The organism is Paenibacillus ferrarius (assembly GCF_002027705.1).
In the GTDB taxonomy this organism is placed as follows: domain Bacteria; phylum Bacillota; class Bacilli; order Paenibacillales; family NBRC-103111; genus Paenibacillus_E; species Paenibacillus_E ferrarius.
This window is the reverse complement of sequence record NZ_MBTG01000001.1, coordinates 19422-44777: the sequence shown is the minus strand read 5'-3', so window position 1 is coordinate 44777 and position 25356 is coordinate 19422. Positions and strand designations below refer to the sequence as shown.

Here is a 25356-nt window from a genome sequence, read left to right as displayed (position 1 = left end):
TTTACAAGAAAAAGGGAGGCATGAATAAATGTCATTGAAATATGATAATCCGCTGATTTACGAGCGAAGAAGTGGGAAAAGTGATGATCCCTTTATAGTAAAATCAGAAAGTCATAAAATCATTAACGGTAACATTTTGTTAGATGAGATTCCTGTTCAGCTTAATCGAGTTCAGATTGCAAGTTATTTTGAAGTTATCAACAAAACATCCCATACTTTGGAATCGAATCAATTCCTTGTTGATTACCCAACAGGTATTATATCTTTTAGCTCCACAGAAGAAGGAAAGACGCTTGTTGTAAATTATTACGGAGCAGGAGTAGTCCTTATTCCTGATTCACGTATCTATATTAGCTCTTCTTTAAACAACGGTTCGGTCACACAGACTTTGAACGAAATTATTCAGTCAGCATCAAATTTTGTCTCTAAAGGAGTTTACAATCCTTCAACTGTTTATTCAACCTTTAACATTGTTTCATACAATGGCTCAACTTATATGTATACAGCAAAAACGTCATCATCTGGCAACGTACCAACAAACACTACATATTGGACAAAAATTGCAGGTAGCAGTAACAGGGGTACATATTCTACATCTACATCTTACTCTATAAATGATGTTGTAGTTGATTCAATTAATCAAAATGTTTATCAATCATTAATTGAATCCAATCTCAATAACCCACTAACTGATACTACTAAATGGCAACTTCTTGTAAGTGTACAAAGTGCAGTTACTACAGTTAATACAACTAACACCAATGTAGTCAATGCAGAAAGTGGTCGTGTAACAGCAGAATCATCTAGAGTGACTGCTGAAACTGGAAGGGTAACCGCTGAGGGTGCTCGTGCCAGTGCTGAGAGTACTCGAGTATCGTCTGAGTCAACAAGACAAACTCAAGAAACTACGCGACAGACAAATGAGACAACAAGGCAAAGCGGTTTTGCTGCTTACATTGCTATTGAAGCTTATAACAATACTAAATCGTATGTTCCCTTAAATAAAGTTACTTATAACGGTAGCACTTATCAATGTATTGTAGCTACGACAGGAAATGTGCCAACTAATACTACCTATTGGCTAATGATTGCTGCAGCAGGAGCTAATGGTGCAGGTACGGTTGCCACAATTGTTTCAACGAATAATGATGTGGTTGTTGGTGGAACAGCACAAACGCCTGATTTATCAATTAATACAGGTAATGGTTCTAATAAAATTGCTAAACGTGATGCAAACGGAAACTTAACCAATATTGGAAATCAATCCATTAATATTTCTGCTGATACAGCACTAACATATGCTCAAAGTGGAATCGTAAATGTAACAACAGGTGCAACTAATAAAACAATTACTTTACCATCGGCTGTGACTTCTCAAATTCTTTTCACAATTAAAAAAGCAGATAGTGGTCTAGGAGTAGTAAACATTGTTACAACATCTTCACAGACAATTGATGGGATATCCTCAAAAACCTTAGCAAATCAGTACGCAGATATAACTTTGGTTTCAGATGGGTCAAAATGGATTGTTGAATTTGAAAATTATTATGATCAAGTGTTTGCTAATCCTACTGCTACATCTATGAATCTGGTTAATGGGCAACAAGTCGTTTCAGCCTCAAAGACAAGTCCATATAATGTTCTGAATATCGTGGGAAATACACTCGTTAACTTACTAGGGCGTGATGGTAATTGTGAGGATTTAAGTAAATGGACAACTGCTACAGTAACACTCGCTTTTGATTCCATAAATAAAACCGTAGGAGCAAATAGCATTGTGGCAACATTAACAAGTGCTACAGGTGCCATTTACATTTCACAGCCCAAAGCGGTAAACAACACTAAGTACTATTTAATGGCGGCTGATATTAGAAATATTGATGCTACTAATGTATCACTACTTGTAACAAAAGGCAGTAATAACACAACAATTAAAACAGCCAACGGTGTCCCTACGGTAAGTTTTTCATTGTGCTACACTACTTTAGCCCCTGCTGACTTGGGTTCTGAAACATCTGTTTATGCTTTCCTTAATATCGCAGGAACGACAGGGAAAAAAGCTGCTATGGACGGCGTTAGGTTATACGAAATCACAGCAGCTGAGAAAATAGCTATCGACGCCATGACTGTAGTAGCGGCTCAGGCATACATAGCCGCTAAATATCCATACGTAGATGATGTAAAACATGTTAATGCACCTTATGTAATTAAATATGGTGAAAACTTGATACCACCGTTTAATGAGTGGGCATTACATGCTAATGCGGTGGCTATCGAACCTTACAAGTTAACGCTAAACGGAACGGCTGGTAATCAATCATCGACAGTCATAATACCGAGTTTAGAAAATACAACTTATACGTATTCAGGAACTCTCCCAACAAACACATATGCGCAATTTGATTTTCTGGACGTAAATAATAGTGTTATTAGCGTAAGTTATGCACTTAATTTTACAACACCCATCGGAACAAAGAGTATACGTGTCGTGCTACAAAATACAGCGACAATAGGCACGTACACGTTCTCTAACCCGATGCTTAACCTTGGTTCAACAGCCAAGTCATTCAAACCACGTAACGACGATATGCTTGCATTCCCTAACGTACAACTGGCGTCATCCGTGGATGGTACAGTATATGACACGTTGTTCAAGCGTGATGGGAAATACTTTGTTGAGAAGCGTTTCAAGGACACGGTGCTTGATGGTAGTTTGGCGGCGGCTTTTGGCGCTGATTTCACAGGATACAAGGGAATAAATATAACAATTGGCTCTGTAAATAAACCCAATGGATACACTAATGATATTTATAATGTTGTTAAATACGATGGAAAGATTCTTAAATCCGATAACGGGGCAGCGACTACTTCCGATTACGCGGTTTTATACGACAATGGTCATGCAGCTACTGGTAAGATTCTCATATCTATTGCCGACACAGACAGCGGTTGGGGTGAGACATATACACCATCAACAGCAGAGATACAAGCGTATTTCTATGGTTGGAGAATGGCGAAGGACACTGATTGGGGTGCAAAATATGACGGTGTTGGTGGTAGGGTTTGGCTTGCTATTTCAGGATCGACAAATGCAGTAGCAACACTCCCTATTACTTACGCTTCTAGTTTTACTACTTGGAAACCTTACAAACTATCATATCAACTAGCTACACCAACATTTGAAGAAATCCAAGTAGATGCAGGAATGAGTCTGCATGAGGGATTGAATCAGATAGAAGTAGGGCAAGGGGGTGTTGTTCGCGAGAAGGCTAATCCTTATGTACATGTAAACGGTAATTCCTATATAAATGCTGGCGATATTGGTAGTTCAAAGCTTAAAAATAGGGTTGATAAAGTACTTTCTATATACAAAAATGGTAAACGGGATGATCAGTGGATTATATTTTCTGACGCCTATTCAAACGGCAAGTACACAATGCGTATTCCTACTCCAAATTTTGACCCCACTGCAACCTATGAAGTCTCATACACAGCCCTTGACCAGTATCTATTATCTGCTCCAGTACAAGTGGTAAACGGTGAGGTGGCAAGCAACTTAAAAACCGTTGTCGACCAATTAGCAATAAATCAAGCTGACGCAGATGCAAGGATTAGCGCCAATGAGATCGTTGCTAGAAAGATATATGACGTAATGACTTCTGATGCTTTAAAAGCCCCCATCAACAATCCAAAGTTTACAGGAGATGTTATTCTTTCCGCGAATCCAACGACCGCTCTTGGTGCTGCTACTAAGCAAATGGTTGATGCCGCAAAAGCGACGGCTGACGCGGCTTTACCTATAACTGGTGGGGACATGACAGGGAGTATAAAATTTAGAGCAGATGCTCCCTTGGATATCGGAGTTGAATTTTGGAACGCGGCAGGAACAACACGCAAAGGGTTCGTCGATTCTATTGGATCATCGGGCGCTGTAAATGGGTTGTGGATTCACAATCAGGTATCGGGAAAAACCTTGCGTTTGTTGGATACAGGCATCTTAGAATATGCGGGTAATAGGCTATGGGATGATGGCAGAATGCGTACAACAAACGGTTATGTTGAATTTTACAACGGGTCAACATGGCAGGGTGCAGGCGGCATTAAGGGTGTTCAAAGGGGAATCACAGGAGCAGCAGATACCACGGTGACTATCTCAGCGGTTAATATGTCAAAGTCGTTCGTTACTTTCAATAACTTCGGTAGCATGAGGTCTGACACTTACGCCCCGTACAGGGCTGTATTAACTAGCCCGACAACACTGGCAATCGGAAATGCGGCAGGAAATATAGGGAGCGGCAACCTCGCTTGGGAAGTAGTAGAGTTCTACTAGAAAGGGGCATAAAGTATGATAAACGTACAAAGGGGCGTAGCGTCATATGCTAACTCCACAGTGACAATAACATCCGTAAATCTCACAAAATCATTTATGATTGCAAATAACTTTGGATCGATGAACAGCGAAAGCGCAGCCCCATACAGGGTATCACTAACTAGCGAAACAACGCTACAATTCTCTCCCGCAGGTGGAAGTACAGGTAATGCCAACCCTGCTTGGCAAGTAGTTGAGTTCTACTAAATAGAAAGGAGCATACAACATGGATGGTTATTATAAATATGCACAAATAGACTTGGCGACAGGCGTTTGCGTGGGTGTATCTTACTTGTTGGGAGAGGTCATTGCTGATCACATGATCCCCCTAACTGAAGATCAAAACGTAAACCCTAGAGACATCTACGATGATGGCATTTGGACTCCTGCGCAAACTCCAGAACCTGCAGATCTAAAACAACGTAAAATTAATGAGCTTAATTCAGCATGTAATGCAGCTATTCTTGCTGGATTTAGGTCAGATGCTCTAGGTTCTTCTAATTCATATGAATTCGGCACTGACGATCAGATAAACCTCGGTGGCATGTTAAACGCAATCACAGCAGGATTAGTAACTGAACCAATCATTTGGAAAGCATCTGGATCACCTCACCCTCATACTTTTAATCAGTTCAAGCAGGTGTTTGGTGATGGACTTACTCATAAAAATAATAATATTGCAAAGTATTGGACACTTAAAGAACAAGTCACAGTAGCGGAAACAAATGAAGACGTTAATGCTATTCAGTGGTAATTCTAAAATGATTGGAGACATCATTTTTGTACGCTCAAAAAGTCCTCTGTCTTGGATAATTAGAAAACTAACAAAAAGCAATTGGAGTCATGTGGGTGTAATCGTTAGCGAACACTATCTAATCGAATCCAATTTCTTTAGACCAGTCAAGGTTAGAAAAAATCGTTATAAGGATTTTAGAATTATCCAACTAAATATTACTGACAAAGAGAGATTGAATCTAATTTCTTTTTTGTTGGATCAAACTAATCGAGATTACGATTATGGAAGAATACTTGGGATTTTGTTATACATTCTAGGCTTTAGTAAGAATAGGCATCTATGGAATAACTACAACAAAGATATATGTAGTGAACTGGTCTTACGTGGCTTACTCGAATTACCCGAGATGAGTTTTTTGAATGACTCAATTACACCAGAAGATATCATCGAAGGATTAGATAAAGCCAATAAAAGTAGAATTTCATTGGAAAAACAAGCTTGAAATATAGAGTAAATTGAAGGATATACGAGTATTTGGAAGGTGTGAAATCAATGGGAAATGAATTAACTGAGAGTGAACGTTTAGCAATCGTTGAGACACAATTAAAAAATGTATTGGATGGAATGGCTTCACTCACAAAATCATTTACTCGTCTTGAGGAGAAATTAGATCGTCGTGAAGAAAATTTTGTAACAACAGTATTATTGGATGAAAAGTTCAGGTTGCGTGATGATAAAATTGACGGATTACAAAAAGCCATCGTCGATATCAGATCAGAGAAACAATCAAATAAAAATAACCTTCCTGTTTGGCTAAGTATACTGCCATCACTAGCTGCTGTTGTTGTAGCCATCATTGCTATTTATAAATAAAAGGAGAATGAAAAATGAATATAGATAAAGTTAAAGTGCTACGTTACGTTTCACTTCTATTTATTATTTTAGGCATTTCCAATAAAATTTCTGGACATTTTGGGTATGAGTTACCTGAAGCTGAATTGGAATTTTGGGCAGATGTAGTGAGCGCTGTAGCGACCCTTGTGTTTGGTATTACTTTGGATAGTAAGTTAATCGTTTCTTTATTCAAGGGTAAGGTGTGATTAGTTATGCAACTATCACAGCTTTTAGCTAAGAGTGAAGCAAGAGTTGTTAAACTTCATTCTATTGTAGCAACTAAGACTCGTCAACTCATTACCGCGGCGTTTAATGAAGGTATCAACATTGTTATAGTTCAAGGATTACGCACATTTGAAGAACAAGCAGCCTTATATGCTCAAGGTAGAACAACAGCAGGTGCAATTGTGACGAATGCTAGGGCTGGATATTCGATGCACAACTATGGGGTAGCTCTGGATTTCTGCCTTTTAGCTGATGATGGTATTAATGTAGTGTGGACTGTTAATGACAAGTGGCTTAGAGTCGGAGCAATTGGTAAAGGCCTTGGATTTGTCTGGGGTGGAGATTGGACTTATGAAAGAGAAGGAATTGTAGATTATCCACATTTTGAGATGAGTTTTGGTTTGAGTATTAATGACTTGAGGAATGGTGCAAAACTACCTGAATTAGTTGAAACTGTAAAGGATGAAGATGATATGAATAAAGTACTGGAATATGATCAATGGGCATGGGATGAGTTAGATGCATATTTGGGTGATGCCTATAATGACAAGATCATTGATAAGTGGAAATGGGTTCAAGCAGTGAGAGATAAAACGTTGACATATAAGGATTTGATTTTACTTAAAGTGCTAATTGATGAGCGCAGACGGAAAAATGCTTAAAAATATGGAGTCACAGATAAATTCTGTGGCTCTTTTTTTATTATGAGAGGACTGTAAAATTAATATGAATTCTGAAAGACAGTATTTACTTAAACCAGATCAAGTTGATTCGCGTGATTACATTTATATGGCAAGTGGATCGAACAGCGAGTTTAAAGAAATTGATTTACGTTCCAAGGACATTCCTGAGATTTTTGATCAACTCAACTTAGGCGCATGTGCCATATTTTCAATTACTGAACTTATGATGTATTGGATGAAACAAAACACTCCTTCTCATTACTATTTTTACTTGTCTCAACTTTTCCTTTACTATAAAACACGTGAGACCGAAGGAACAATTGATTGGGATTCTGGAATCTCAATTCGTAACGGATTGAGAATAGCCCAACAAATCGGAGTATGCAGAGAATCGTTTTTTCCTTATGATATATCAAAGTATAAGGTACTTCCTTCACGAGAAGCAGAGAAGGACGCCGCGGATTACAAAATAAATGACTATCATAGAATCATGACCGTTACACAGTTGAAATCTGCCCTATCAGAGGGTTGTCCTGTAGTACTTGGTATTGAAGTTTGGAATAGTTTTGAGTATGACGAAGTAAAGAATACTGGGTTTGTTCCACTACCTGATAAGACTAAGGAAAGTATCATTGGCTACCATGCTATGCTAATAATGGGATGGAAGAAAATATACGACAAAGAATACATGATTGTTCGTAATAGTTATGGACAAAACTTTGGAGACAACGGCTATCTTTACATTCCAATGGATTTTATAGGGCGTTATGTGACTGACATGTGGGTAGCTAAATAAATTAAATCGATAATAAAATCGTGGTTTTATTAATTGGGGATTCCTGAGTTATAGGAGTCCCTTTTCTTTTTGTTTTTATAGGTCAAGTGCCTGACGCGGAACGATGAGCCCGTTCCTTGTCATTCCCACCAATCAGAGATTGGCGTGAATTCGATAATTGATTTTCTTCGAACACAAATAATTTATTGGAGTGATATTACATGGATAAATATTATACTACTTTCAGCCTTAACATTGCTGCCTTTTTGAAGTCGAATGGCGTGAAAATATTAAAAGTCGAAAAAGAAAATGGTAAAGCAACTTTTTATTTTGAAAAAAATGATCAAGTTAAAACTCTTGTAGATATGTATTTGAACGACTCAACTTTAAAGCGTTTCATATCTGCATTTCGTGACATTAAAGATATGGCAGTTAACGCTTAAAGATAAAAATACATATGACTTGTAGAAGGGCTTGATATTACTTGGATTTAGAGATAATTGAACAAAATGATGAGTTTATAATAGATGCTGAATATCACTTAATCGATGGTCAGTTTGTCAATACAGATGGCGAAATAATACAAAAAGAAATCTTAAAAAAATCAATTGAAAAACAAAAGTTAGACGATTTCTATGAAGCAATATCTACTATGAACAGCTTAGGAATTAACTCAAACTTAAGATTGATTAGAGCAAGAAATGGTGCAAAATATTTCTGTATAAAAATAAAAGAAAACTATACTTTTAATAAGGTGTTTAGAGTTGATATGAGATGGCTACTTGAAAACGTTGCTTTATCAGACAGAGCACAGATATTCTTGTTTAGGTTCCAGCACTATTTACACTTTCCATCAAACTCAATAGTAGTAAATAGTGAGCATCCAACAGTTGAAAAGCTCGGAGAAATGATGGGTGTTAAAGAGAATGTTACAAGAAAGACATTGAATGAATTGGAAAAGCAAGGAATCATCAAAACACAACAAATCGCCAATAGAAGAATTGTATATTTCAATCCTTTTTTAATTTCTTCTGGTGGGATAATTGATGTTGATACATATAGATTGTTCGAGAGCTCCATATATAACTCAAATAATAAATTTCACATAACTAAGCGTAATGTGGATGGTAAATAAGGTAAGAACACGCAAAACCACAAAAGTTCCTTCGATCCTTGTTGTATAAGGGTTTATCCGTATTTCTAGGGGTATCGTTTTGGCGTTAGCAGGGGTGTCGTTTGAACGACTATTACTTGATATTAATTTGACTTAAAAACCTTCGGATGAACACTGTCTGAAGGTTTTTTTATTACTTGGAGGATGAATATGAGCAAGATAATATCTGGAATTTATAAGATAGAGAACAAACAAAACGGAAAAGTCTATATTGGAAGTAGTAAAGATATACATGTCAGATGGAAATCTCATATAAGAGAACTAAATAAAAAAGAACATCATTCCTCTCATTTACAGCATGCTTGGTTGAAGTATAGAGAAGAAAATTTTGAATTTGCAATAATTGAAATTATTGAAGATGTGAACAATCTAATTGATAGAGAGCAATATTATTTTTATTTAACAAAATGCTATAATCGTAATTATGGATATAATATCAGTCCTACAGCAGGCCGTTGTCTAGGTGTAAAGCGCACTGAAGAAGAGAAACAGTGGTTGAGTAAAATTAAATCTGGAGAAAAGTCTCCACACGCTACAATAACTGATAAGGAAGCTATCACCATATGTGAAAGAATTGTTTCTGGAGAACCCGTCAAATCAATTTCAAGAGATTACCCAGAGGGCGTTGTTACAAGAATAAACTATGGTAAAACATGGAGACATATATCCAAAGATTACATAGATAGATTTCCTGAAAAAATAAAACTACCCAGTAAAGTAAAAAAAGAAAAAATCATAGAAGTGAAAACCATAAAAATAAAGAAAAAAAGAGCATCGAAATATATATTCAGCGCCTTTATCAAATGCTTAGATTGTTCAAATAACTTTAGAGGAAAAATGCATCGTAAAAAAGCGGTATATATTTGCTTGGGATACCACAGAAGAAAAACAAATTGTGAGCGATTCACAATTCATGAAAAAGATATTTTAAAAGCTATTCAAATTCACTTTAAGACCAATGTAATTAATTTAAATTTAGTTTCTTCTATTGATGTTGAATCTAAGACAGTAAAAAAATATTATACGAATGGAAGTTCTAGTATATTGTAGTTCATTAAAAAATGAAATTAAGAGATCAAAACAATAATAAAAACGTATAATTTTGTCGTCCTAAAATAGCGAAAAGCAAAGACTCAGCCTCCCTCGTAAAATTCGATGTCGTCCTAAAATTAGAATTTTAACATTATTTAACATATTTTAGTTGAGGGATGTTTACAATTTCGATATCTGGACAAAATAGACAATTAGACGAACTGAAGCATCTCATGATTGACCTCTCCTTCTGACATGTATTTGAATAACCCACTTTCTAGATTTTCTAGAGGTGGGTTATTTCTTCTCCTAATACTTAACCTTAATTCCATAGTCATTACTCTCGTCGATTACAGATGGCGATGACCCATCTTTATAATAAATCGTATATCCCTTCTCAGGGGTTACCTCTATCCTATCCACCAAATCCTTTATCTCGCCTTCTATACGCCTCCCTAAGACCGCGAAATGCTTAGAGATGGTAAGTATCAACTCATCTGCTTGAAGAGGATTGTAGGTACAGAAATCCTTGCCATAATTAGCGAAACCACCACACACAAATACCTGTTTCTTTCTTTCCATTTTGGAGCGGTAGTTCTTACCGCATGATAAACATTTGACTGTTCCTTTGTTTAATTCCAACATATAATTCACATCCCAATTGAAAATAGAGCATTCATTCTTTTATATTATAATGATTTGTCCACCTGTTTAACAATATCATTAAACCAACTCCCCTTTAATAACGATTTCGCCTGCCGGGCTTGTCGGTGGCGGTACAATCCCTAAACCAGGAGAGGTTAGTTTATCGCACAGAGGTATCCTGTTCCTTGATGAACTGCCTGAATTTACTCGAAATGCGCTAGAGGTGCTTCGGCAGCCTCTGGAAGATCGCTATGTGACCATAGCCAGAGCGAGGGCTGTTTATACGTTTCCTTCTCGGTTTATTTTAGCTGCTGCCATGAATCCTTGTCCTTGCGGATTTTACGGAGCTGAAACAGAAACAAACGCCTGCTTATGCAGCCCTGCTAAAATTGTGCACTATCGGTCTAAAATATCGGGCCCTTTGCTTGATCGCATCGATCTCCATGTCGAAGTGCCCAAACCAAGCTATCTCCAATTAAAAGAGCAAACGAACCATTTATCCTCACAAAATATGTTAGCTCAGGTTATGCTCGCCCATCATCGACAACAGCTGCGCTATGCAGGTTCCGGCATTCAGCATAACAACGAATTAAGCGGCAAATCCATGAGGCACATCTGTCGTTTAACCCCAGAGGGCGATCAACTGCTTCACGCCTCTTTTGAGGCCTTGGGTTTGAGCGCAAGGGCGCATGACCGTATCCTGCGGTTGGCCTTAACCATCGCGGATCTCGAAGCCTCTGATCAAATCCTGCCGCAACATCTGGCAGAGGCTATTCAGTATAGGAATTTGGATAAAAAACAACGTATAGAAGAGATTGAGATGTAAAGAAATAAACCAAATATCCGTTTTGATCGAATTATGTAGAAAGATAAAAATGCACGTATAGTTCCATTGGCACTAACATAATTATCCATTTAACTTTAAACTTTACAGTAAGACGACTTGTATAAAGGCGGACACCTTACTGGAAAGGTGGAGGCTGTGAACATGGATATATTTCAAGCTCTGACAATCATGTTTGCATTTGGGTTGTTTATACTCACATTGTTAACCTACATTGACAAGAGGAAATAAATCTAAGTTGGCATTAGTTTTGGTTTGAAACCATACTAAAATAAACCGCCAATGACAAGTCGCCATACAGGTCGGATCATTTCAGTTGATCTGACTTTTTCTTTTGACTGACTCAGCCAAAATTGAATAGTGAAATAGTCTATTGCCTGATATTATCTTTACGAACTAAGACTATAGACCTAATCTGGGTATTTATGGTATCTTAGAGTGAAAAATCATTATTCATTCTAAGGAGTATTACTATGACGTGTAAGAAATGCAATGCTGTTTTGCAAGAAGATAGTTCGTTTTGCAGCAACTGTGGAGCTCAAATAAGTTCAGAAAATGGCGAACTAATCGCAGCAACTTCACAAAATGCTCCTGAAGGTCAACCTATTAGAAAACTCTCTCCAACAGTTTCAAGATTACTTACAGTTTCAATAATAATTATTGTAGTCGCGGTATCAACATTGGCATATTTCAACTATTTCACTAAAGAAGCAAAAGCAAAACTAACAGTCAATCGATACCTATCTGCAATTAAGAATGGCCAAAGTACTTATTCATATAGATCAATAGACGTCGATGATTTCATCAATGTTATTGATTATAAATATCTGAGTAAAACCGATGAAGATTATGTTGAAAGAATCACGCATTATAATTTTGATAAAAAATGGTACGACCAATTCGAAAAACAACGTTATAGCAATTTCCAAGATTTTATTAAACACCAAAGAGAGTTCTTTGCAAGCTCGGCTTTTAATAATTCTACATTCAAATCAAAAACGATATCAGATACTTCTGAATCATTAAAGATTGATGTCACCAAAAAAGTTCTTTCATTTCAATTAATGTATGATGTGCAAGTAACAAATCAACTTGGGCAATTGTCATATAGAAAAGCTAAATTTACAGTTGATGAAGTAGACACTGATAAATTTGAAATTCACGATTATGATACAAACTAAAAAAATCGACAGACTTAAAGCGATAACGTAAATAAAAGAAGCAGCTCCCCCTACAAAGGCTGGAAAGCTGCTTCTTTTGGCTTATTGAATCATTTTTAATTTCTAATCCGTTTTATATCATTGTGCGTATAGTCTCTAAAAGCTCTATTAATTTTGGCAGATACAATTTCAGTTGAAGATTTATCAATGGGCTGAAAAATCATATTAGCAAAATCTACAATTTCCATCTCAAGTCCCTGATCCTGAAATAGTTCAACAAAATCACCGATACTTGGATTTCTATCTTCCTCACAAAAAAATGGTATCTCTTTAAATGTTTTCGTCAAGCGATCATTGTACTCTACCACAGCAATATATTTGATCTTAGTTCCCAAAATTGTCGCCTCCGCTTTCGATAACTGGCTGGCACAGTGTTTTACACTAAGCCCCTTTAGTTTTGCGTCCCTATCTTTAGATAGGTTTGCCATTGTCGAGCACTATCTGCTTAACATTCATTATTACTTTACAATAGTTAGTTAATTATGTCTAGTTCTAAAGTAGTAGTTATGATTACAATTCTATCGGAAAATGCTAAAATCCCCCCTGCCATGCGGCCTAAAGTAATGGGAACTTTTTTATCGAAATTAAGGCATCTTCATAGTTCGCCAAGGAGATCCTGAATTATACGCTGTAATAAACCAATTTGATCCTATCCTTTTGATGATAACTTCATCATAGAAAGTTTGTTCATCTCCATTTACATCCAAAGTCGTTACAGCAACTGTTGCACTTCTTTTGCTTATCCCTCGCCAACTGATTTTATCTATTGAATACCTTTGTATATGGCCATACCAATGCCTGTCGTTATTTAATAATCCTTCTGCCAAACTTGCTTTTCCTTCATTCGTTAAATTAAGGTCTTTCGTATGTGAACTAAAATCAGTGTATTTATACATATTTGAATAGTTTTTTTGAATAAAATCTGTATAGAAATGGTTTAGAGCTGGAGCGATGAATTTGCTATCCATGTTTTTTGACCAAAAAGTTATTACTATAAATGCAGCTATGAGTAGAATGAATAATGTGTAGATCATTTTCCTCATTTAGATGGGTTCCTCAATTTCAAAACGTATTACATTTTTTTTCTTCAATTTTAATAATTTATCATAGACAGCCCTTTCATCAGAGCTAGAAAAATCTCCACCTCTTACTCGCTGCCAGCCAAACTTCCGCATGTAATCTAAAGTAATGTCATTTTCCATATTCTTGGCTTCAAAATAATTACAAACACCAACAGATAATGTTTCTATCAAAGCAATTGGTTTGTATATTTTGGTCCAAGCTGCACCTATGCTCGTTCCATGATTAGCAATACGTCTCTCAAGATTATCTGTCTGCCCAATATAATAATGACCATCATCTAGTTTTAAAACATAGATAAACCTCATGACTTTTTCATTATGCAGCATAGAAAAGTTAGCTTCTTTCTGTATTAGGATGATACAACTAGAGAATATTTTACATGTGTCGAACGATGGAAGGCAATACAAAAATTTCCTGACACAACTACTTTGTTATGCAGTGCTGCGTGAGCTTATGAAAAAAACCTTTTGATGCTTGTCTGATTGACCATGCACTCAAAAGGCTCCTTCTATGTGTTCAACGCGAGGCGCTTCAGCATCCGCACTCATTTCTATCGTTATAACATCAAAACGTACTGACCTCTCATGCTGCTGAAAGCGATGCAAATAGAATTGAGCCGTTTCCCTCACCTTTCGCTGCTTCCGATAATCAACCGACTCTTTGGCTGTGCCGAAATGGTTCGATTTCCTTCTTGTTCTGACCTCTACAAAAATTAAGACATCGTCTTTTTCTGCTATAAGATCAAGCTCTCCCGTACGACAGCGCCAATTCCGAGCCAGTATACGGTAATTCTGTTGAATCAAAAAGGCTTCAGCCGCATCCTCGCCAAATTTCCCTAATTGTTTCCTAGTATCTTTAGGGAATTCCGTCATCCGTCACTCCTCTTCGGTCTCATTCGATTATCGGAACGATAGATGAAGCTAAGCACCTCAGCAACCAACTGATACAATTCCGGCGGAATTTCTTGATCCAAATCAAGCTTAGACAACACTTCTACCAAGGAAGAATCCTCTTGTATCGGTATCCCGTTCTCTTTGGCTTTTTGTAAAATTGCTTCCGCCATATGTCCCTTGCCTTTGGCAATTAGCGTAGGGGCTTTTTGCATTTCTGGTGAATAGCGGAGGGCTACTGCTTTTTTAATCGGTGTTGCTTCAGGCTTCGCGGATGGATTCCTTGGTTTCGTCATGCTCGGAAATCCACTCCTTTGTAGGTCTTCGGCTGATAGAGATCTCGAAGATCTACTCTGCCGTCGGACACCCCTTGTTTGGCTGCTTCATTTTCTTTCTGTGCAAGCGGTTGTGGGTATGGTGAACATTTCAGCGAAATAAATTGATATCCTGCTTTGTTCATTGCCGCCGTTATTTCTTCTTTGGATTCCTCCATTAATGGAGCTAAGGCTGGATGATCATTATGAATATTCAGTGAAACGATTTTATTCACAACTTGTACATCCAGCAGTGTATTGCCCATGATTTTCATTTGCAAATCAAAAAGCAAACGGCAATTGCTTGCATCTACTTCTCCGCGTTTGCCCTTACGGGATTGAATGTGTATGGCGGCTGATTGCTGCCCTGTACCGTCCATAAAGGGGACAAATAAGGTCATATGGGCAAACATGGCATTTTTGTCACCAGTCAACATGAGCTGCTGCCCTGTCACCTGGCCTATGGCTTGCTGCGCCGCTTCTTTGAGCGGCGCTGGCGTGTCGTCCGAAGCTGTCAGCTGCAGCAGCAGACTCTTCAGGGTATCAGCGGCAGGCTTGACAGCGTCATCTTGCTGGGAGCTTGTGGCGATCAGATTAGCGAGCTGCTCGCTCGTGTCCGTGCGCACTCGCATAAGTGGATCTGCCCGCTCATCCAGCTTCGCGGCTAGATGAGCCTCGTGTTCCACGCCAACGGCTTTGAGCATGCGGCTGATCCAGTTAGTCTCCGGATCAGCCGCATGCCGGGGAGGCGCTGCGCTGCGCGCCTGCGCCTCGGCTTCGCCAGCCGCCTTCTGCTTCGCAGGCGGCTGCTCGAGTGCTGGCGAACCCGCCTTCGGCGACGGTTCGCTTTCTCGTGCAGGCTCAGCGCTGCGCACCTGAGCCTGCGGCGGCTCGGCCGCTCCCGCAGGGCGGGCGGCCGGCTTGTCCGCTGCCGGCTGCGCCCCGGCAGCACTCTCCGCGCTTGGCGCAGCCGCGGAGACACTAGCGCCCGCCGCTTGCGCAGCAGCGGGCGGAGCCGTTACGACGGCAGCAGGCGCAGGCACGCTGCCGCTCACAGGCGGCGGCACTGCGGGAGCCGCCGCTTTCCCGGAAGAGCCAGCCTGCGAAGCAGCTGGTTCTACGGTCTCGGCCGGCGCCTCCGGCGGCCGCGCAGGCCATGTTGCTGCTGCGGAAGCCCGCAGCTCCTTGAGCAGCGCCACAACCTGCTTAGCCGTATCAGCAGCAGGATGTGCCGGGTCCTGCTCAATAAGTGCCGCAGCTTGCTGTTCAAGCTGTTCCAGCACTTGTCCTACAGGGGGTCCTGTTGTCACCTGTTTCAAGGCCCCTACCGTCTCCGTAGTAAGCGGCAATCCTTTTTTATAGGCAAGGACTGCTGCTTGCATCCAGTCTTCCTTATTCGCCCCTTCCGGCAGGCTGCGCATCAAGGCATCAAATGCCTTGACATTTTCCTTAGTAACCGGAATACCTTCTTGCTGCATCTGCTGCACCATCGAACGATTGCCAGCCGTATCCTTCACTGTGAATGCCTTCAGCAGCTCACTAATAGAATCTTCAGTAATGAGCACATCGGAAGTAGTTAAAGGCTTCAATAGAATTTGGCCGCCCTTTGAAGATTCCGGCTGTACCTGCAGCATCGTAACATCCCCTTGCTTAAGAGGAGTTTCCAGTTTAGCACGAACTTGCACACCGCCAATGTTCAACAATGCTTCTTGATCGCCAAGCAGCTGAAGCACGACACCTTTTACGATTTCTCCTACCTTTAATTCAAGCACCTTGCTATCTGATGCGGTTAATTCCCCGACCAAGTTACGAATAAGACCGCTAATATTCATCCGGTTCACCTCATGTCTTCCTACACTTATGTATCTATTATCGGCGCCTTATCTTCATTTCTTTACAAGAACTAGTTATATGAGGTCCAGTTCCAACTGCTCATTCTGTTGCTCCGCTTCCTTGATTTCCAACTGTGCCATCACTTTGCGAATAAATAATTTCCTGTGAAGCGGGGTTGGACCATATCTCAGAAGCATGTCTCTATGGTGCTTCGTCGCATATCCTTTATGTATAGCAAGACCATATTCGGGATATTGATCATCCCACTCCACACACATACGATCTCGTGTAACTTTAGCGATAATGGAGGCAGCTGCAATGGATTGACTCAACGCATCGCCATGGATGATAGCCGTTTGCTCGAGATCAACATCTACCGTCTCAGCATCCACCAATAAATAATCAGGCGTGATCTTCAGCTGGTCAACGGCTTGCTTCATGGCTAATCTGGCCGCCTGCTTGATATTGATCGCTTCGATTTGGGCAACATCGACGATCCCGACACCAACGGCCAGAGCTTCCAGCTGAATTTGCTCATACAAATAGTCTCGCTTTTTTTCAGAAAGCTTTTTGGAATCATTAACCCCTTCCAGCACATACCCCTTTGGGAGAACAACGGCTGCTGCAACAACATCTCCGAACAAACAACCTCTACCTACCTCATCGATGCCGGCTACAAAGCTAAACCCCTGCTCCCACATCTGTTTTTCATACGCTAGCAATGGCTTTCGCCCCTTTCCATCTCCTCATTATATAGGATTGGCACTTCGTCAAGCCATACCCATTTTTTTCATCCCTTTGTCTCATACAAAAAAGTCATTTTCGAACTCGCTTCACAGCGAAGTCCAAAAATGACTTTTCTTTTGCCATATATCCGCTGGACATTAAGGCTTTTCCAAAGAAATTCGCCCCATCTTGCCTGCCCTAAGCTCACGAATAATGATCAAGGATGCTTTATCCAAATCTACCTTGCCGCCGCTTACAATGGCTCCGCGTTTACGGCCGATAGCTTCCATAACCTTAATCACTTCATGAATGTTCTCCATATCTTCCGGGAGTTCCTGAATCGCAAAACGCTCTTGAATACCGGCTCCATAATGCTGAACCATATATTTCACAACGAAAAGCGCGATTTCATCTAAATGCAGCAGCTCTTCTTTGATCGCACCGGTAGCGGCTAATCGCATACCCACCATCTGGTCTTCAAACTTCGGCCACAGAATACCAGGTGTATCCAACAAGTCCATCTCAGTTCCAACTTTAATCCATTGCTGTCCCTTCGTAACACCAGGCTTGTCTCCGGTCGCTGCAATCTTCTTGCCTGCTAATTGATTAATCAATGTAGATTTCCCAACATTCGGTATTCCAACAATGAGCGCTCTTACTGCGCGAGGGTTAATTCCTTTGCGCAGCTGACTCTCAATTTTGTGAGCCCAAAGCTGCTTGACACGCGGTAAAATTTCTTTGACATGCGTTCCGTTAGCTGCATCAATTGGCAAAGCAGGAAGACCTTGATCAGCAAAATACTTCACCCACTCCGCCGTCACTTGCGGATCTGCCAAATCGTTCTTATTCAGCAGCACCAAACGTGGCTTGCCTTTCAAAATTTCATCTACCATGGGATTCCGGCTTGAAAGCGGTATGCGGGCATCCAAGAGCTCAATGACGACATCAATTAGCTTAAGCTTTTCTTCGATCTGTCTTCGAGCCTTGGTCATGTGACCGGGAAACCATTGAATGGTCATTCTATTTCACCTCAAAAATGTATAAAACTAATTTTGCTTACCGGCCAAAAAATAACCTCGGCGCGGCCGACAATTTTGTTGTAGGGCACAAAACCTACACTTTTCGTACGACTGTCTTTGGAGTTAGGCCGATTATCTCCCATGGCAAAAATTTCACCATCCGGCACTTTTGTTTCCGGGAAATCCGATAACGTATTATACGGGTGACCCTCTTTGTTGGCTTGTTCAATCGCTGCTTGAATGAAAGGCTGATCAATCTCTTGACCATTAATGAATACCTTGTCACCCGTCACTTTCACAGTCTCACCAGGAAGACCAATGACACGCTTGATGTAATCCTTGCCTTCTGGTGCGTGGAAAACAATGACTTCTCCACGTTTCGGTGAGCGAATGTCATAGACAATTTTGTTCACAATCAGCCGCTCGCCTGTTTGAAAATTGGGACGCATGGAATCTCCATCAACAATGAACGGTGAGAACAGAAACCAACGGATGACAATAACGAGTACACCCGCAATGACCAAAGCTTTAATCCATTCCCATGTTTCATTCTTGGCAGGTTTGACAGGAGCTGTCTCCACCGGCGTTGCCGGCTCTATGTAAGGCTGATCTTTTTGTTCCATCACTGATTGCCTCTTTTCCAGTTTTGGTTTATGTCCTATATAGGGTTAAGTCTAGTATGCACCATAAAAACGAAAAGGAGACTTGCCTGAACAAGCCCCCCGTTTTCTTATCGAATTTCTTTAATTCTTGCAGCTTTACCACGAAGACCACGCAGGTAATAAAGTTTCGCACGACGAACTTTACCGCGGCGAGCCACTTCAATCCGGTCAATCTTCGGAGAATGGAATGGGAAAGTTCTTTCCACACCCACACCGTAAGAAATTTTACGAACTGTAAACGTTTCGCTGATTCCACCGCCGTGGCGTTTAATAACAACACCTTCGAACAGCTGAATACGCTCACGTGTACCCTCGATAACTTTTACGTGTACTTTAAGTGTGTCTCCTGGACGGAAATTAGGAATATCCGTACGGAGTTGCTCTTTCGTAATCTCTTGAATAAGATTCATAGTTGACTCCCTCCTTCCACACAGGTGTTCATTCCGCTCATTCGCAAAGTAGATCGTAGTTGTTATGCGTAGAGGACCACCAGACTCGAACTGTTGAAAAAATCACAACAGAATATATAATATCATAGACAAAGAAGAAATTCAATAGATAAATTTATGGCCGCTATTCCTTTTGCTTCCGGTCATGCCATTCAGCAACCCATGTCTTTTCTTCTTTGGATAGATCTCTACCCTCAAGCAGATCAGGCCTTCGCTCCAATGTCCGGAATAAAGATTCCTTACGACGCCACTTTCTCACATTTTCGTGGTGTCCGGACAACAGCATGTCAGGAACTTCCCAATCGCGGAACTTAGCGGGCCTTGTATAGTGAGGATATTCTAATAAGCCTGTTGAGAAAGAATCGGTGACAGCTGACATTTCATTGCCCAACACACCTGGCAGAAGCCTCACTACGCTGTCTATAACGACCATTGCAGGCAGTTCTCCGCCCGTTAGGACATAATCCCCGATAGAGAGCTCGTCCGTCACCAAATACTGCCTAATTCGCTCATCATAACCTTCATAGTGACCACAAATAAACACCAAATGCTGTTCATTTGACAATTCTTCGGCTTTCTTCTGCGTGAAAGGCGTACCTTGGGGACACATCAGAATCACACGCGGCTTCACCGGCTCCTGTCCTTCTTCTTGATGGACAGACAAGTCCTCCACAGCAGCGAAGATCGGCTCTGGCTTCAAGACCATGCCGCCGCCGCCCCCATAAGGGTAATCATCTACGGTATTATGTTTATTGTTCGCATAATCCCGAAAATTCACCGTGTTCAAAGCAACGATTCCCTTGTCACGGGCTTTCCCCAAAATGCTGGACGAAAATACGCCATCAAACATCTCAGGAAACAGCGTCAAGACATCGATTCTCATTCCAGTAATCCTTCCATGAGGTGGATTTGAATCGTTTTGCTTGCCACATTCACATCAAGAATCACATCATCAATAACAGGAAGCAGCAATTGTTTCCCTTTCGGCAATGCAACGACCCATACATCATTCGCACCCGGGGTTAGCACTTCAGAAACCAGCCCAAGTTCTTGGCCTTCTTCTGTAACCACCTTACAACCAATGATTTCGTGGTAGTAGTACTCTCCCTCTTCAAGAGGCTGCTGCTGCGTGCTTTCGATTTTGAGAAGCGAGCCCTTGAACTTCTCCACTTCGTTGATATCTGTGAATCCTGCAAATTGCACAATAAATACATTCTTATGTAAGCGGGACGATAGTACCGTCACCGGCGTTTGCTTATTTTGAGAATCTACAATAATCAGCGAATTGCCTTTATCAAAACGTTCAGGAAAATCAGTTTCTGGAACTATTTTCAACTCTCCACGTATCCCGTGGCTATTCACTACTTTACCGATTGTCACCAATTTTTCGCTCATATTCGCTTGCCCAACCTCCACATTAAATTACCTTCAAGACCATATAAGAAAAAGGCTAGGAACTAAATCCTAACCTAGTTTCTTATGAAACGATTTCAACGGCTACCCGCTTCGTTTCTTTCACAGCTGCTGACGTGACCACTGTGCGGAGCGACTTCGCAATCTTGCCTTGCTTGCCAATCACTTTACCGACATCGTCGGGATGGACAGAAAGCCTGAACTCAATCTTGTCATCTTTCTCCACCACAGTAACACGTACTTCTTCCGGATGATCGACAAGAGCCTTAGCAATTACGGTGATAAGATCCTTCATGAACTCACCCTCCGAAAGATAACAGATTACTTCTGTAATTTCAGCTCGTGAAACTTAGTCATCAAACCTGCTTTTGAGAACAGGCTGCGAACTGTATCGGACGGTTGAGCGCCAGTTTGAAGCCATTTCAGCGCTTTCTCCTCATCAAGAGTTACAGCTGCTGGTTCAGCAATTGGGTTATAAGTACCGATTTCTTCGATAAAACGACCATCACGTGGGGAACGGGAATCCGAAACCACCACACGGTAAAAAGGAGCTTTATGAGCGCCTACACGTTTAAGACGAATACGTACTGCCATGAAAAATCACCTCCTACTTAGAATAAAAAGCTTATTTAAAAGGGAAATTTAAATCCCTTGCCTAACTTCTTCATGCCTTTGGCGCCTTTCGGGCCCATCATACCGGAGAATTGCTTCATCATTTTGCGCATATCATCGAATTGTTTAATGAAACGATTGACTTCCTGCACGGTATTCCCGCTGCCCAGTGCAATCCGCTTACGGCGATTTGCATTTAGAAGCTCCGGCTTGCGCTTCTCTTCCGTGGTCATTGATTTCACAATAGCTTCAACACGAGCCATTTGTTTATCATCAACCTTCATATCCTTCATGCCTTTGATCTTGTTGGCGCCAGGCAGCATATCAAGAATCTGATCCAATGGCCCCATCTTCTTAACTTGCTCCATCTGATCCAAGAAATCCTCGAAGGTGAATTCGGCGTTGCGCATTTTGCGCTCCATCTCTTTCGCCTTGTCCATGTCGATACCGGCTTGCGCCTTCTCAATCAACGTGAGCATATCGCCCATGCCTAGGATTCTTGAGGACATGCGATCTGGGAAAAATGGTTCTAACGCGTCCATTTTCTCGCCGCTGGCCACGAATTTGATCGGACAACCTGTAACTGCTTTGACAGACAACGCCGCGCCACCGCGGGTATCGCCATCAAGCTTCGTTAATACTACACCTGTAAGCTCAAGCTGTTTGTGAAAGCTTTCGGCAACATTGACAGCATCTTGACCTGTCATTGCATCAACGACGAGCAAGATTTCATCAGGTTCAACAGCAGTGCGAACATTTTTCAGCTCGTCCATTAGATTTTCATCGATGTGCAATCGACCTGCTGTATCAATAATGACATAATCATTACCGTTGTCTTGGGCATGTTTAAGCCCTGCTTTGGCAATTTCGACCGGATTCACTTGATCGCCAAGTGCAAATACCGGTACTTTCAATTGCTCGCCAAGAACCTCGAGCTGCTTAATTGCAGCTGGGCGATAAATATCACACGCTACAAGCAGCGGTCTATGGTTTTGTTTGAGCAGCATCTTCGCCAATTTACCAGAGGTTGTCGTCTTACCAGCCCCTTGCAAACCTGCCATCATAATGACGGTTGGCGGTCGATTCGAGCGAGCTAATTTGCTTTGGGTCCCACCCATCAGGGCGGTCAGCTCTTTGTTAACGATATCGATAACGACCATGCCAGGCGTAAAGGACTTAAGCACCTCTTGCCCAATCGCTTGCTCCTTCACTTTGGCAATAAAGTCTTTCACCACTTTAAAGTTAACGTCCGCTTCGAGCAGAGCCAATCGAACCTCGCGAAGCGCTTCGCCTACATCTTCTTCCGTCAGCTTACCTTTGCTTCTCAGCTTGCCGAAAACGTTCTGCAATCGGTTTGCCAATCCTTCAAATGCCATGCGCTTCACCTCCTGCTTCTGGACTTGTCTTTAATCTATCCCTACTATTGTATCAAAAAGCTCCGTCGTTTTCCTCTTTAGCTCCGGATCGCAATGATCCAGCACTTGAATCAGCTCTGTGCGCAGCTTCATGCGTTGTTCATGCTTATGTACCAGTTGCAGCTTGCCTTCATAATCCTGCAAAGTCAGCTCTGCACGTTTAATATGTTCGTAAACCGCTTGGCGGCTAATTTCGAAATTCTCAGCGATTTCTCCTAGCGAGTAATCGTCATGAAAATACAACTGGAGGAATGTTCTCTGTTTATCGGTCAACAGCGCTTCATAGAAATCAAACAGCAAGTTAATGCGATTCGTTTTCTCCAGCATCTGATCGATCTGATCGAGCGTCATAACTCCACCTCCGTAAAGGTTGCACACTTGACACCAGCACAACAGAACCTATCATACTGAATTCCGAGATGAATGTCAAGCATAATACCTTGTCAGTATGGAAACAAAAAATTCTTCCCTAGCCGCGTTGCAACTGGGAAGAATTAATTAACTAAAAATCGCCTATTAGGGTGTCCCAACAAGTGCCTATAAACTTTTCAGTTATCATTACTGAGCCATTAGTCATTATCGCAACTACTTCGGGAAAATCTCCGGAATTGTCAATAAATCTAAACTGATCTACAATATTCAGAATTGACTTAACGTTCTCAAAAGATTTGACCCATCTAGACAATATTTTGTCTACTGGAACGTCATGACCTCCTTGAGAAACCCTTCTAGCAACACGATCTATATTTATCGAAGGATCTAAGGTTGCCACAAAAATAAGATCTATAAAATATCCTAATTGTTTAGTTTTTAAAATAAAATCAACTTTAGACGGATGAGAAAATACTGTTTCAAAAGAGAATGAAACGCCACGCTCTAAAAGGACGTTCCTCACTAATTCAGCATCTCTCATAGCTGAGAGATACCTCTCTGTCTCATCTTTTATGCCTAGATATTTTTGTTCTCTAACAACCTCGTCCGGTGTAATAAACTCTTCTGTTTATAATCCTTTACTATCCAGTTCATCTATTACAGTTGTTTTACCTGAACCATTAGGTCCTGCAATTGCACAAAGAATCTTAGTTGCCATCTTTTCCACCATTAGAATCCGATCTGCTGTTTTCCTTTTCTTTATCTAACAAAATATCCATAATTGTTTTTCTTGATTTCTTTAAAGGAGCATTCAATTGCTCAAGCGTTTTCTTATAATCAGCTTTGGTACCATCAAAATAAGGAATAACTATTTTGTTTAACTTAGTCATGTACATCCTCCTTATCCCTAGTTTATTCGATACTCTTTAAAGAATTGATCCCTTATGGACAGGAAAATCAGCCTAATCTTCTTCTTTTTGCTCGCCTATCCATTTTCCGAACAAGGCATGAACGAATTGCTCAGAATCAAATGGCTGAAGATCGTCCATTTTCTCTCCTAAACCAACAAACTTCACGGGTAGTGCCAGCTCTTGACGGATCGCTACAACAATACCGCCTTTGGCCGTGCCATCCAGCTTGGATAAAACTAACCCTGTTAAGCCGGTTTTATCGCCAAATAGCTTCGCTTGACTCAGTGCATTTTGGCCCGTTGTGGCATCCAGAACGAGAATTACTTCATGAGGAGCGTCCGGCACTTCGCGTTGAATAACGCGGTAGATTTTGTTCAGCTCTTCCATCAAATTCACTTTGTTTTGCAAGCGTCCGGCTGTATCGCATAGCAGAATATCTACGCCGCGCGTCTTGGCAGCCTGCACCGCATCAAACATCACCGCGGCAGGATCGGCGCCGGATTGTTGTTTAATTACATCAACACCTACACGCTCGCCCCAAGTTTCCAGCTGTTCAATAGCACCGGCACGGAACGTATCACCTGCAGCCATCAGCACTTTTTTGCCTTGTGATTTGAACATGTGGGCCATTTTGCCAATCGTTGTCGTTTTCCCTACACCATTGACACCTACGAATAAAATGACAGACAACCCATTAGGATTCAGCTTCAAGCCTGCATCCGCATCGCCCTTGAGGAGTTCAATCAACTTCTCGGAAAGAATGGGTTGCAGCTCTGAAGGGTTTTCAATCTTACGTTTCTTTACTTCAGCACGCAGCTCGTCAATGAGCTTTAGGACGGTATTCACGCCGACATCGGCACCAATCAGAATTTCTTCCAGCTCTTCGTAGAAATCCTCATCAATTTTCTTGCGACGGCTAAACAAATCATCCACGCGATCCACGAAAGCATCTCTTGTTTTGGTTAATCCTTCTTTGAATTTATTCGTTACCGCTTCAGCCTTGCTGGAAATACTATCTTTCAATCGTTTGAAAAAGCTCATGGTTCCTCCTAAGATATTA

The 25356-nt window shown here is 40.9% G+C and carries 33 protein-coding genes and 1 riboswitch; of the genes, 13 read left to right on the top strand and 20 right to left on the bottom strand.

Going from position 1 to position 25356, the window contains the following annotated elements:
* Window positions 1-28: 28 nt before the first annotated feature.
* The 10 genes from BC351_RS00265 to BC351_RS00220 all read left to right on the top strand — a co-directional run bounded on the left by BC351_RS00265 (window position 29) and on the right by BC351_RS00220 (window position 9906).
* On the top strand, window positions 29-4330 hold the full coding sequence (locus BC351_RS00265) for a hypothetical protein (RefSeq protein ID WP_079408705.1): 4302 nt from the start codon (window positions 29-31) through the stop codon (window positions 4328-4330).
* Window positions 4331-4595: 265 nt separating this feature from the next.
* Entirely contained in the window at window positions 4596-5123 is a 528-nt protein-coding gene (locus BC351_RS00260; protein WP_079408704.1) for a DUF4376 domain-containing protein, read from the top strand.
* Window positions 5095-5607, top strand: coding sequence for a C40 family peptidase (locus BC351_RS00255; protein WP_079408703.1), 513 nt, complete (start codon window positions 5095-5097; stop codon window positions 5605-5607). The genes BC351_RS00260 and BC351_RS00255 overlap by 29 nt, the downstream gene beginning before the upstream one ends.
* A gap of 50 nt (window positions 5608-5657) precedes the next feature.
* Window positions 5658-5978 (top strand): hypothetical protein, encoded by a 321-nt coding sequence (locus BC351_RS00250; protein ID WP_079408702.1) that lies wholly within the window; start codon window positions 5658-5660, stop codon window positions 5976-5978.
* A 14-nt stretch (window positions 5979-5992) separates the two neighbouring features.
* Entirely contained in the window at window positions 5993-6205 is a 213-nt protein-coding gene (locus BC351_RS00245; RefSeq protein ID WP_079408701.1) for a hypothetical protein, read from the top strand.
* A 6-nt stretch (window positions 6206-6211) separates the two neighbouring features.
* Entirely contained in the window at window positions 6212-6886 is a 675-nt protein-coding gene (locus BC351_RS00240) for a M15 family metallopeptidase (protein ID WP_079408700.1), read from the top strand.
* 64 nt (window positions 6887-6950) lie between these two features.
* On the top strand, window positions 6951-7703 hold the full coding sequence (locus BC351_RS00235; RefSeq protein WP_079408699.1) for a C1 family peptidase: 753 nt from the start codon (window positions 6951-6953) through the stop codon (window positions 7701-7703).
* Between the two features lie 200 nt (window positions 7704-7903).
* The gene (locus BC351_RS00230; protein ID WP_079408698.1) at window positions 7904-8125 is read left to right on the top strand and encodes a DUF5659 domain-containing protein; all 222 of its coding nucleotides are present in this window, start codon (window positions 7904-7906) and stop codon (window positions 8123-8125) included.
* Window positions 8126-8166: 41 nt separating this feature from the next.
* A complete protein-coding gene (locus BC351_RS00225; RefSeq protein WP_079408697.1) occupies window positions 8167-8817 on the top strand; it encodes a GntR family transcriptional regulator in 651 nt (216 codons plus the stop codon).
* 189 nt (window positions 8818-9006) lie between these two features.
* Window positions 9007-9906: a GIY-YIG nuclease family protein gene (locus BC351_RS00220; protein ID WP_158081935.1), complete on the top strand. Its 900-nt coding sequence runs from the start codon at window positions 9007-9009 to the stop codon at window positions 9904-9906.
* A gap of 291 nt (window positions 9907-10197) precedes the next feature.
* Here the strand turns inward: BC351_RS00220 and BC351_RS00215 are convergent, their stop codons facing one another.
* A complete protein-coding gene (locus tag BC351_RS00215) occupies window positions 10198-10533 on the bottom strand; it encodes a recombinase zinc beta ribbon domain-containing protein (RefSeq protein ID WP_079408695.1) in 336 nt (111 codons plus the stop codon).
* Window positions 10534-10630: 97 nt separating this feature from the next.
* On the opposite strand from BC351_RS00215, the gene BC351_RS00210 reads away from it, so the two are divergent.
* From BC351_RS00210 to BC351_RS00205, 3 genes are all read left to right on the top strand, one after another.
* A complete protein-coding gene (locus BC351_RS00210; RefSeq protein ID WP_079408694.1) occupies window positions 10631-11359 on the top strand; it encodes an ATP-binding protein in 729 nt (242 codons plus the stop codon).
* Between the two features lie 162 nt (window positions 11360-11521).
* A complete protein-coding gene (locus BC351_RS43145; protein WP_275942532.1) occupies window positions 11522-11608 on the top strand; it encodes a putative holin-like toxin in 87 nt (28 codons plus the stop codon).
* Between the two features lie 242 nt (window positions 11609-11850).
* Entirely contained in the window at window positions 11851-12558 is a 708-nt protein-coding gene (locus BC351_RS00205; protein ID WP_079408693.1) for a zinc ribbon domain-containing protein, read from the top strand.
* Window positions 12559-12653: 95 nt separating this feature from the next.
* Here BC351_RS00205 and BC351_RS00200 read toward each other — a convergent pair whose 3' ends face one another.
* The 19 genes from BC351_RS00200 to ftsY all read right to left on the bottom strand — a co-directional run bounded on the left by BC351_RS00200 (window position 12654) and on the right by ftsY (window position 25337).
* Complete coding sequence (locus tag BC351_RS00200) at window positions 12654-12932, bottom strand: hypothetical protein (RefSeq protein ID WP_079408692.1); 279 nt, start codon at window positions 12930-12932, stop codon at window positions 12654-12656.
* Window positions 12933-12948: 16 nt separating this feature from the next.
* Window positions 12949-13033: riboswitch (cyclic di-GMP riboswitch) on the bottom strand.
* 148 nt (window positions 13034-13181) lie between these two features.
* Window positions 13182-13640: a hypothetical protein gene (locus BC351_RS00195; protein ID WP_079408691.1), complete on the bottom strand. Its 459-nt coding sequence runs from the start codon at window positions 13638-13640 to the stop codon at window positions 13182-13184.
* A complete protein-coding gene (locus tag BC351_RS00190) occupies window positions 13641-14006 on the bottom strand; it encodes a GIY-YIG nuclease family protein (protein ID WP_079408690.1) in 366 nt (121 codons plus the stop codon).
* Window positions 14007-14174: 168 nt separating this feature from the next.
* A complete protein-coding gene (locus BC351_RS00185) occupies window positions 14175-14552 on the bottom strand; it encodes a YraN family protein (protein WP_079408689.1) in 378 nt (125 codons plus the stop codon).
* Window positions 14549-14866: an EscU/YscU/HrcU family type III secretion system export apparatus switch protein gene (locus BC351_RS00180; RefSeq protein WP_079408688.1), complete on the bottom strand. Its 318-nt coding sequence runs from the start codon at window positions 14864-14866 to the stop codon at window positions 14549-14551. Before BC351_RS00180 ends, BC351_RS00185 begins: the two co-directional genes overlap by 4 nt.
* Complete coding sequence (locus tag BC351_RS00175) at window positions 14863-16725, bottom strand: hypothetical protein (RefSeq protein ID WP_144028208.1); 1863 nt, start codon at window positions 16723-16725, stop codon at window positions 14863-14865. The genes BC351_RS00180 and BC351_RS00175 overlap by 4 nt, the downstream gene beginning before the upstream one ends.
* Window positions 16726-16791: 66 nt before the next feature.
* The gene (locus tag BC351_RS00170; RefSeq protein WP_079408686.1) at window positions 16792-17439 is read right to left on the bottom strand and encodes a ribonuclease HII; all 648 of its coding nucleotides are present in this window, start codon (window positions 17437-17439) and stop codon (window positions 16792-16794) included.
* A 162-nt stretch (window positions 17440-17601) separates the two neighbouring features.
* Window positions 17602-18462: a ribosome biogenesis GTPase YlqF gene (ylqF, locus tag BC351_RS00165; RefSeq protein ID WP_079408685.1), complete on the bottom strand. Its 861-nt coding sequence runs from the start codon at window positions 18460-18462 to the stop codon at window positions 17602-17604.
* A gap of 11 nt (window positions 18463-18473) precedes the next feature.
* Window positions 18474-19085 carry a signal peptidase I gene (lepB, locus tag BC351_RS00160; protein ID WP_079408684.1) on the bottom strand — a complete coding sequence of 204 codons (612 nt, stop codon included), beginning with the start codon at window positions 19083-19085 and terminating at the stop codon, window positions 18474-18476.
* Between the two features lie 107 nt (window positions 19086-19192).
* Window positions 19193-19534, bottom strand: coding sequence for a 50S ribosomal protein L19 (rplS, locus tag BC351_RS00155; protein WP_079408683.1), 342 nt, complete (start codon window positions 19532-19534; stop codon window positions 19193-19195).
* Window positions 19535-19697: 163 nt separating this feature from the next.
* Window positions 19698-20456, bottom strand: a complete 759-nt coding sequence (gene trmD, locus BC351_RS00150) for a tRNA (guanosine(37)-N1)-methyltransferase TrmD (protein ID WP_079408682.1) — start codon at window positions 20454-20456, stop codon at window positions 19698-19700.
* The gene (rimM, locus tag BC351_RS00145; RefSeq protein WP_079408681.1) at window positions 20453-20968 is read right to left on the bottom strand and encodes a ribosome maturation factor RimM; all 516 of its coding nucleotides are present in this window, start codon (window positions 20966-20968) and stop codon (window positions 20453-20455) included. Before rimM ends, trmD begins: the two co-directional genes overlap by 4 nt.
* Before the next feature lie 82 nt (window positions 20969-21050).
* The gene (locus BC351_RS00140; RefSeq protein WP_079408680.1) at window positions 21051-21281 is read right to left on the bottom strand and encodes a KH domain-containing protein; all 231 of its coding nucleotides are present in this window, start codon (window positions 21279-21281) and stop codon (window positions 21051-21053) included.
* Window positions 21282-21307: 26 nt separating this feature from the next.
* Entirely contained in the window at window positions 21308-21580 is a 273-nt protein-coding gene (gene rpsP, locus BC351_RS00135) for a 30S ribosomal protein S16 (RefSeq protein WP_029195333.1), read from the bottom strand.
* Between the two features lie 35 nt (window positions 21581-21615).
* A complete protein-coding gene (ffh, locus tag BC351_RS00130; protein WP_079408679.1) occupies window positions 21616-22974 on the bottom strand; it encodes a signal recognition particle protein in 1359 nt (452 codons plus the stop codon).
* Between the two features lie 30 nt (window positions 22975-23004).
* Window positions 23005-23364: a putative DNA-binding protein gene (locus tag BC351_RS00125; protein WP_079408678.1), complete on the bottom strand. Its 360-nt coding sequence runs from the start codon at window positions 23362-23364 to the stop codon at window positions 23005-23007.
* Between the two features lie 151 nt (window positions 23365-23515).
* Complete coding sequence (locus BC351_RS00120) at window positions 23516-23926, bottom strand: ATPase (protein WP_079408677.1); 411 nt, start codon at window positions 23924-23926, stop codon at window positions 23516-23518.
* Between the two features lie 166 nt (window positions 23927-24092).
* Window positions 24093-24275, bottom strand: a complete 183-nt coding sequence (locus BC351_RS00115; RefSeq protein ID WP_079408676.1) for a hypothetical protein — start codon at window positions 24273-24275, stop codon at window positions 24093-24095.
* Between the two features lie 72 nt (window positions 24276-24347).
* Window positions 24348-25337, bottom strand: coding sequence for a signal recognition particle-docking protein FtsY (ftsY, locus tag BC351_RS00110; protein WP_079408675.1), 990 nt, complete (start codon window positions 25335-25337; stop codon window positions 24348-24350).
* Between the last annotated feature and the right edge of the window lie 19 nt (window positions 25338-25356).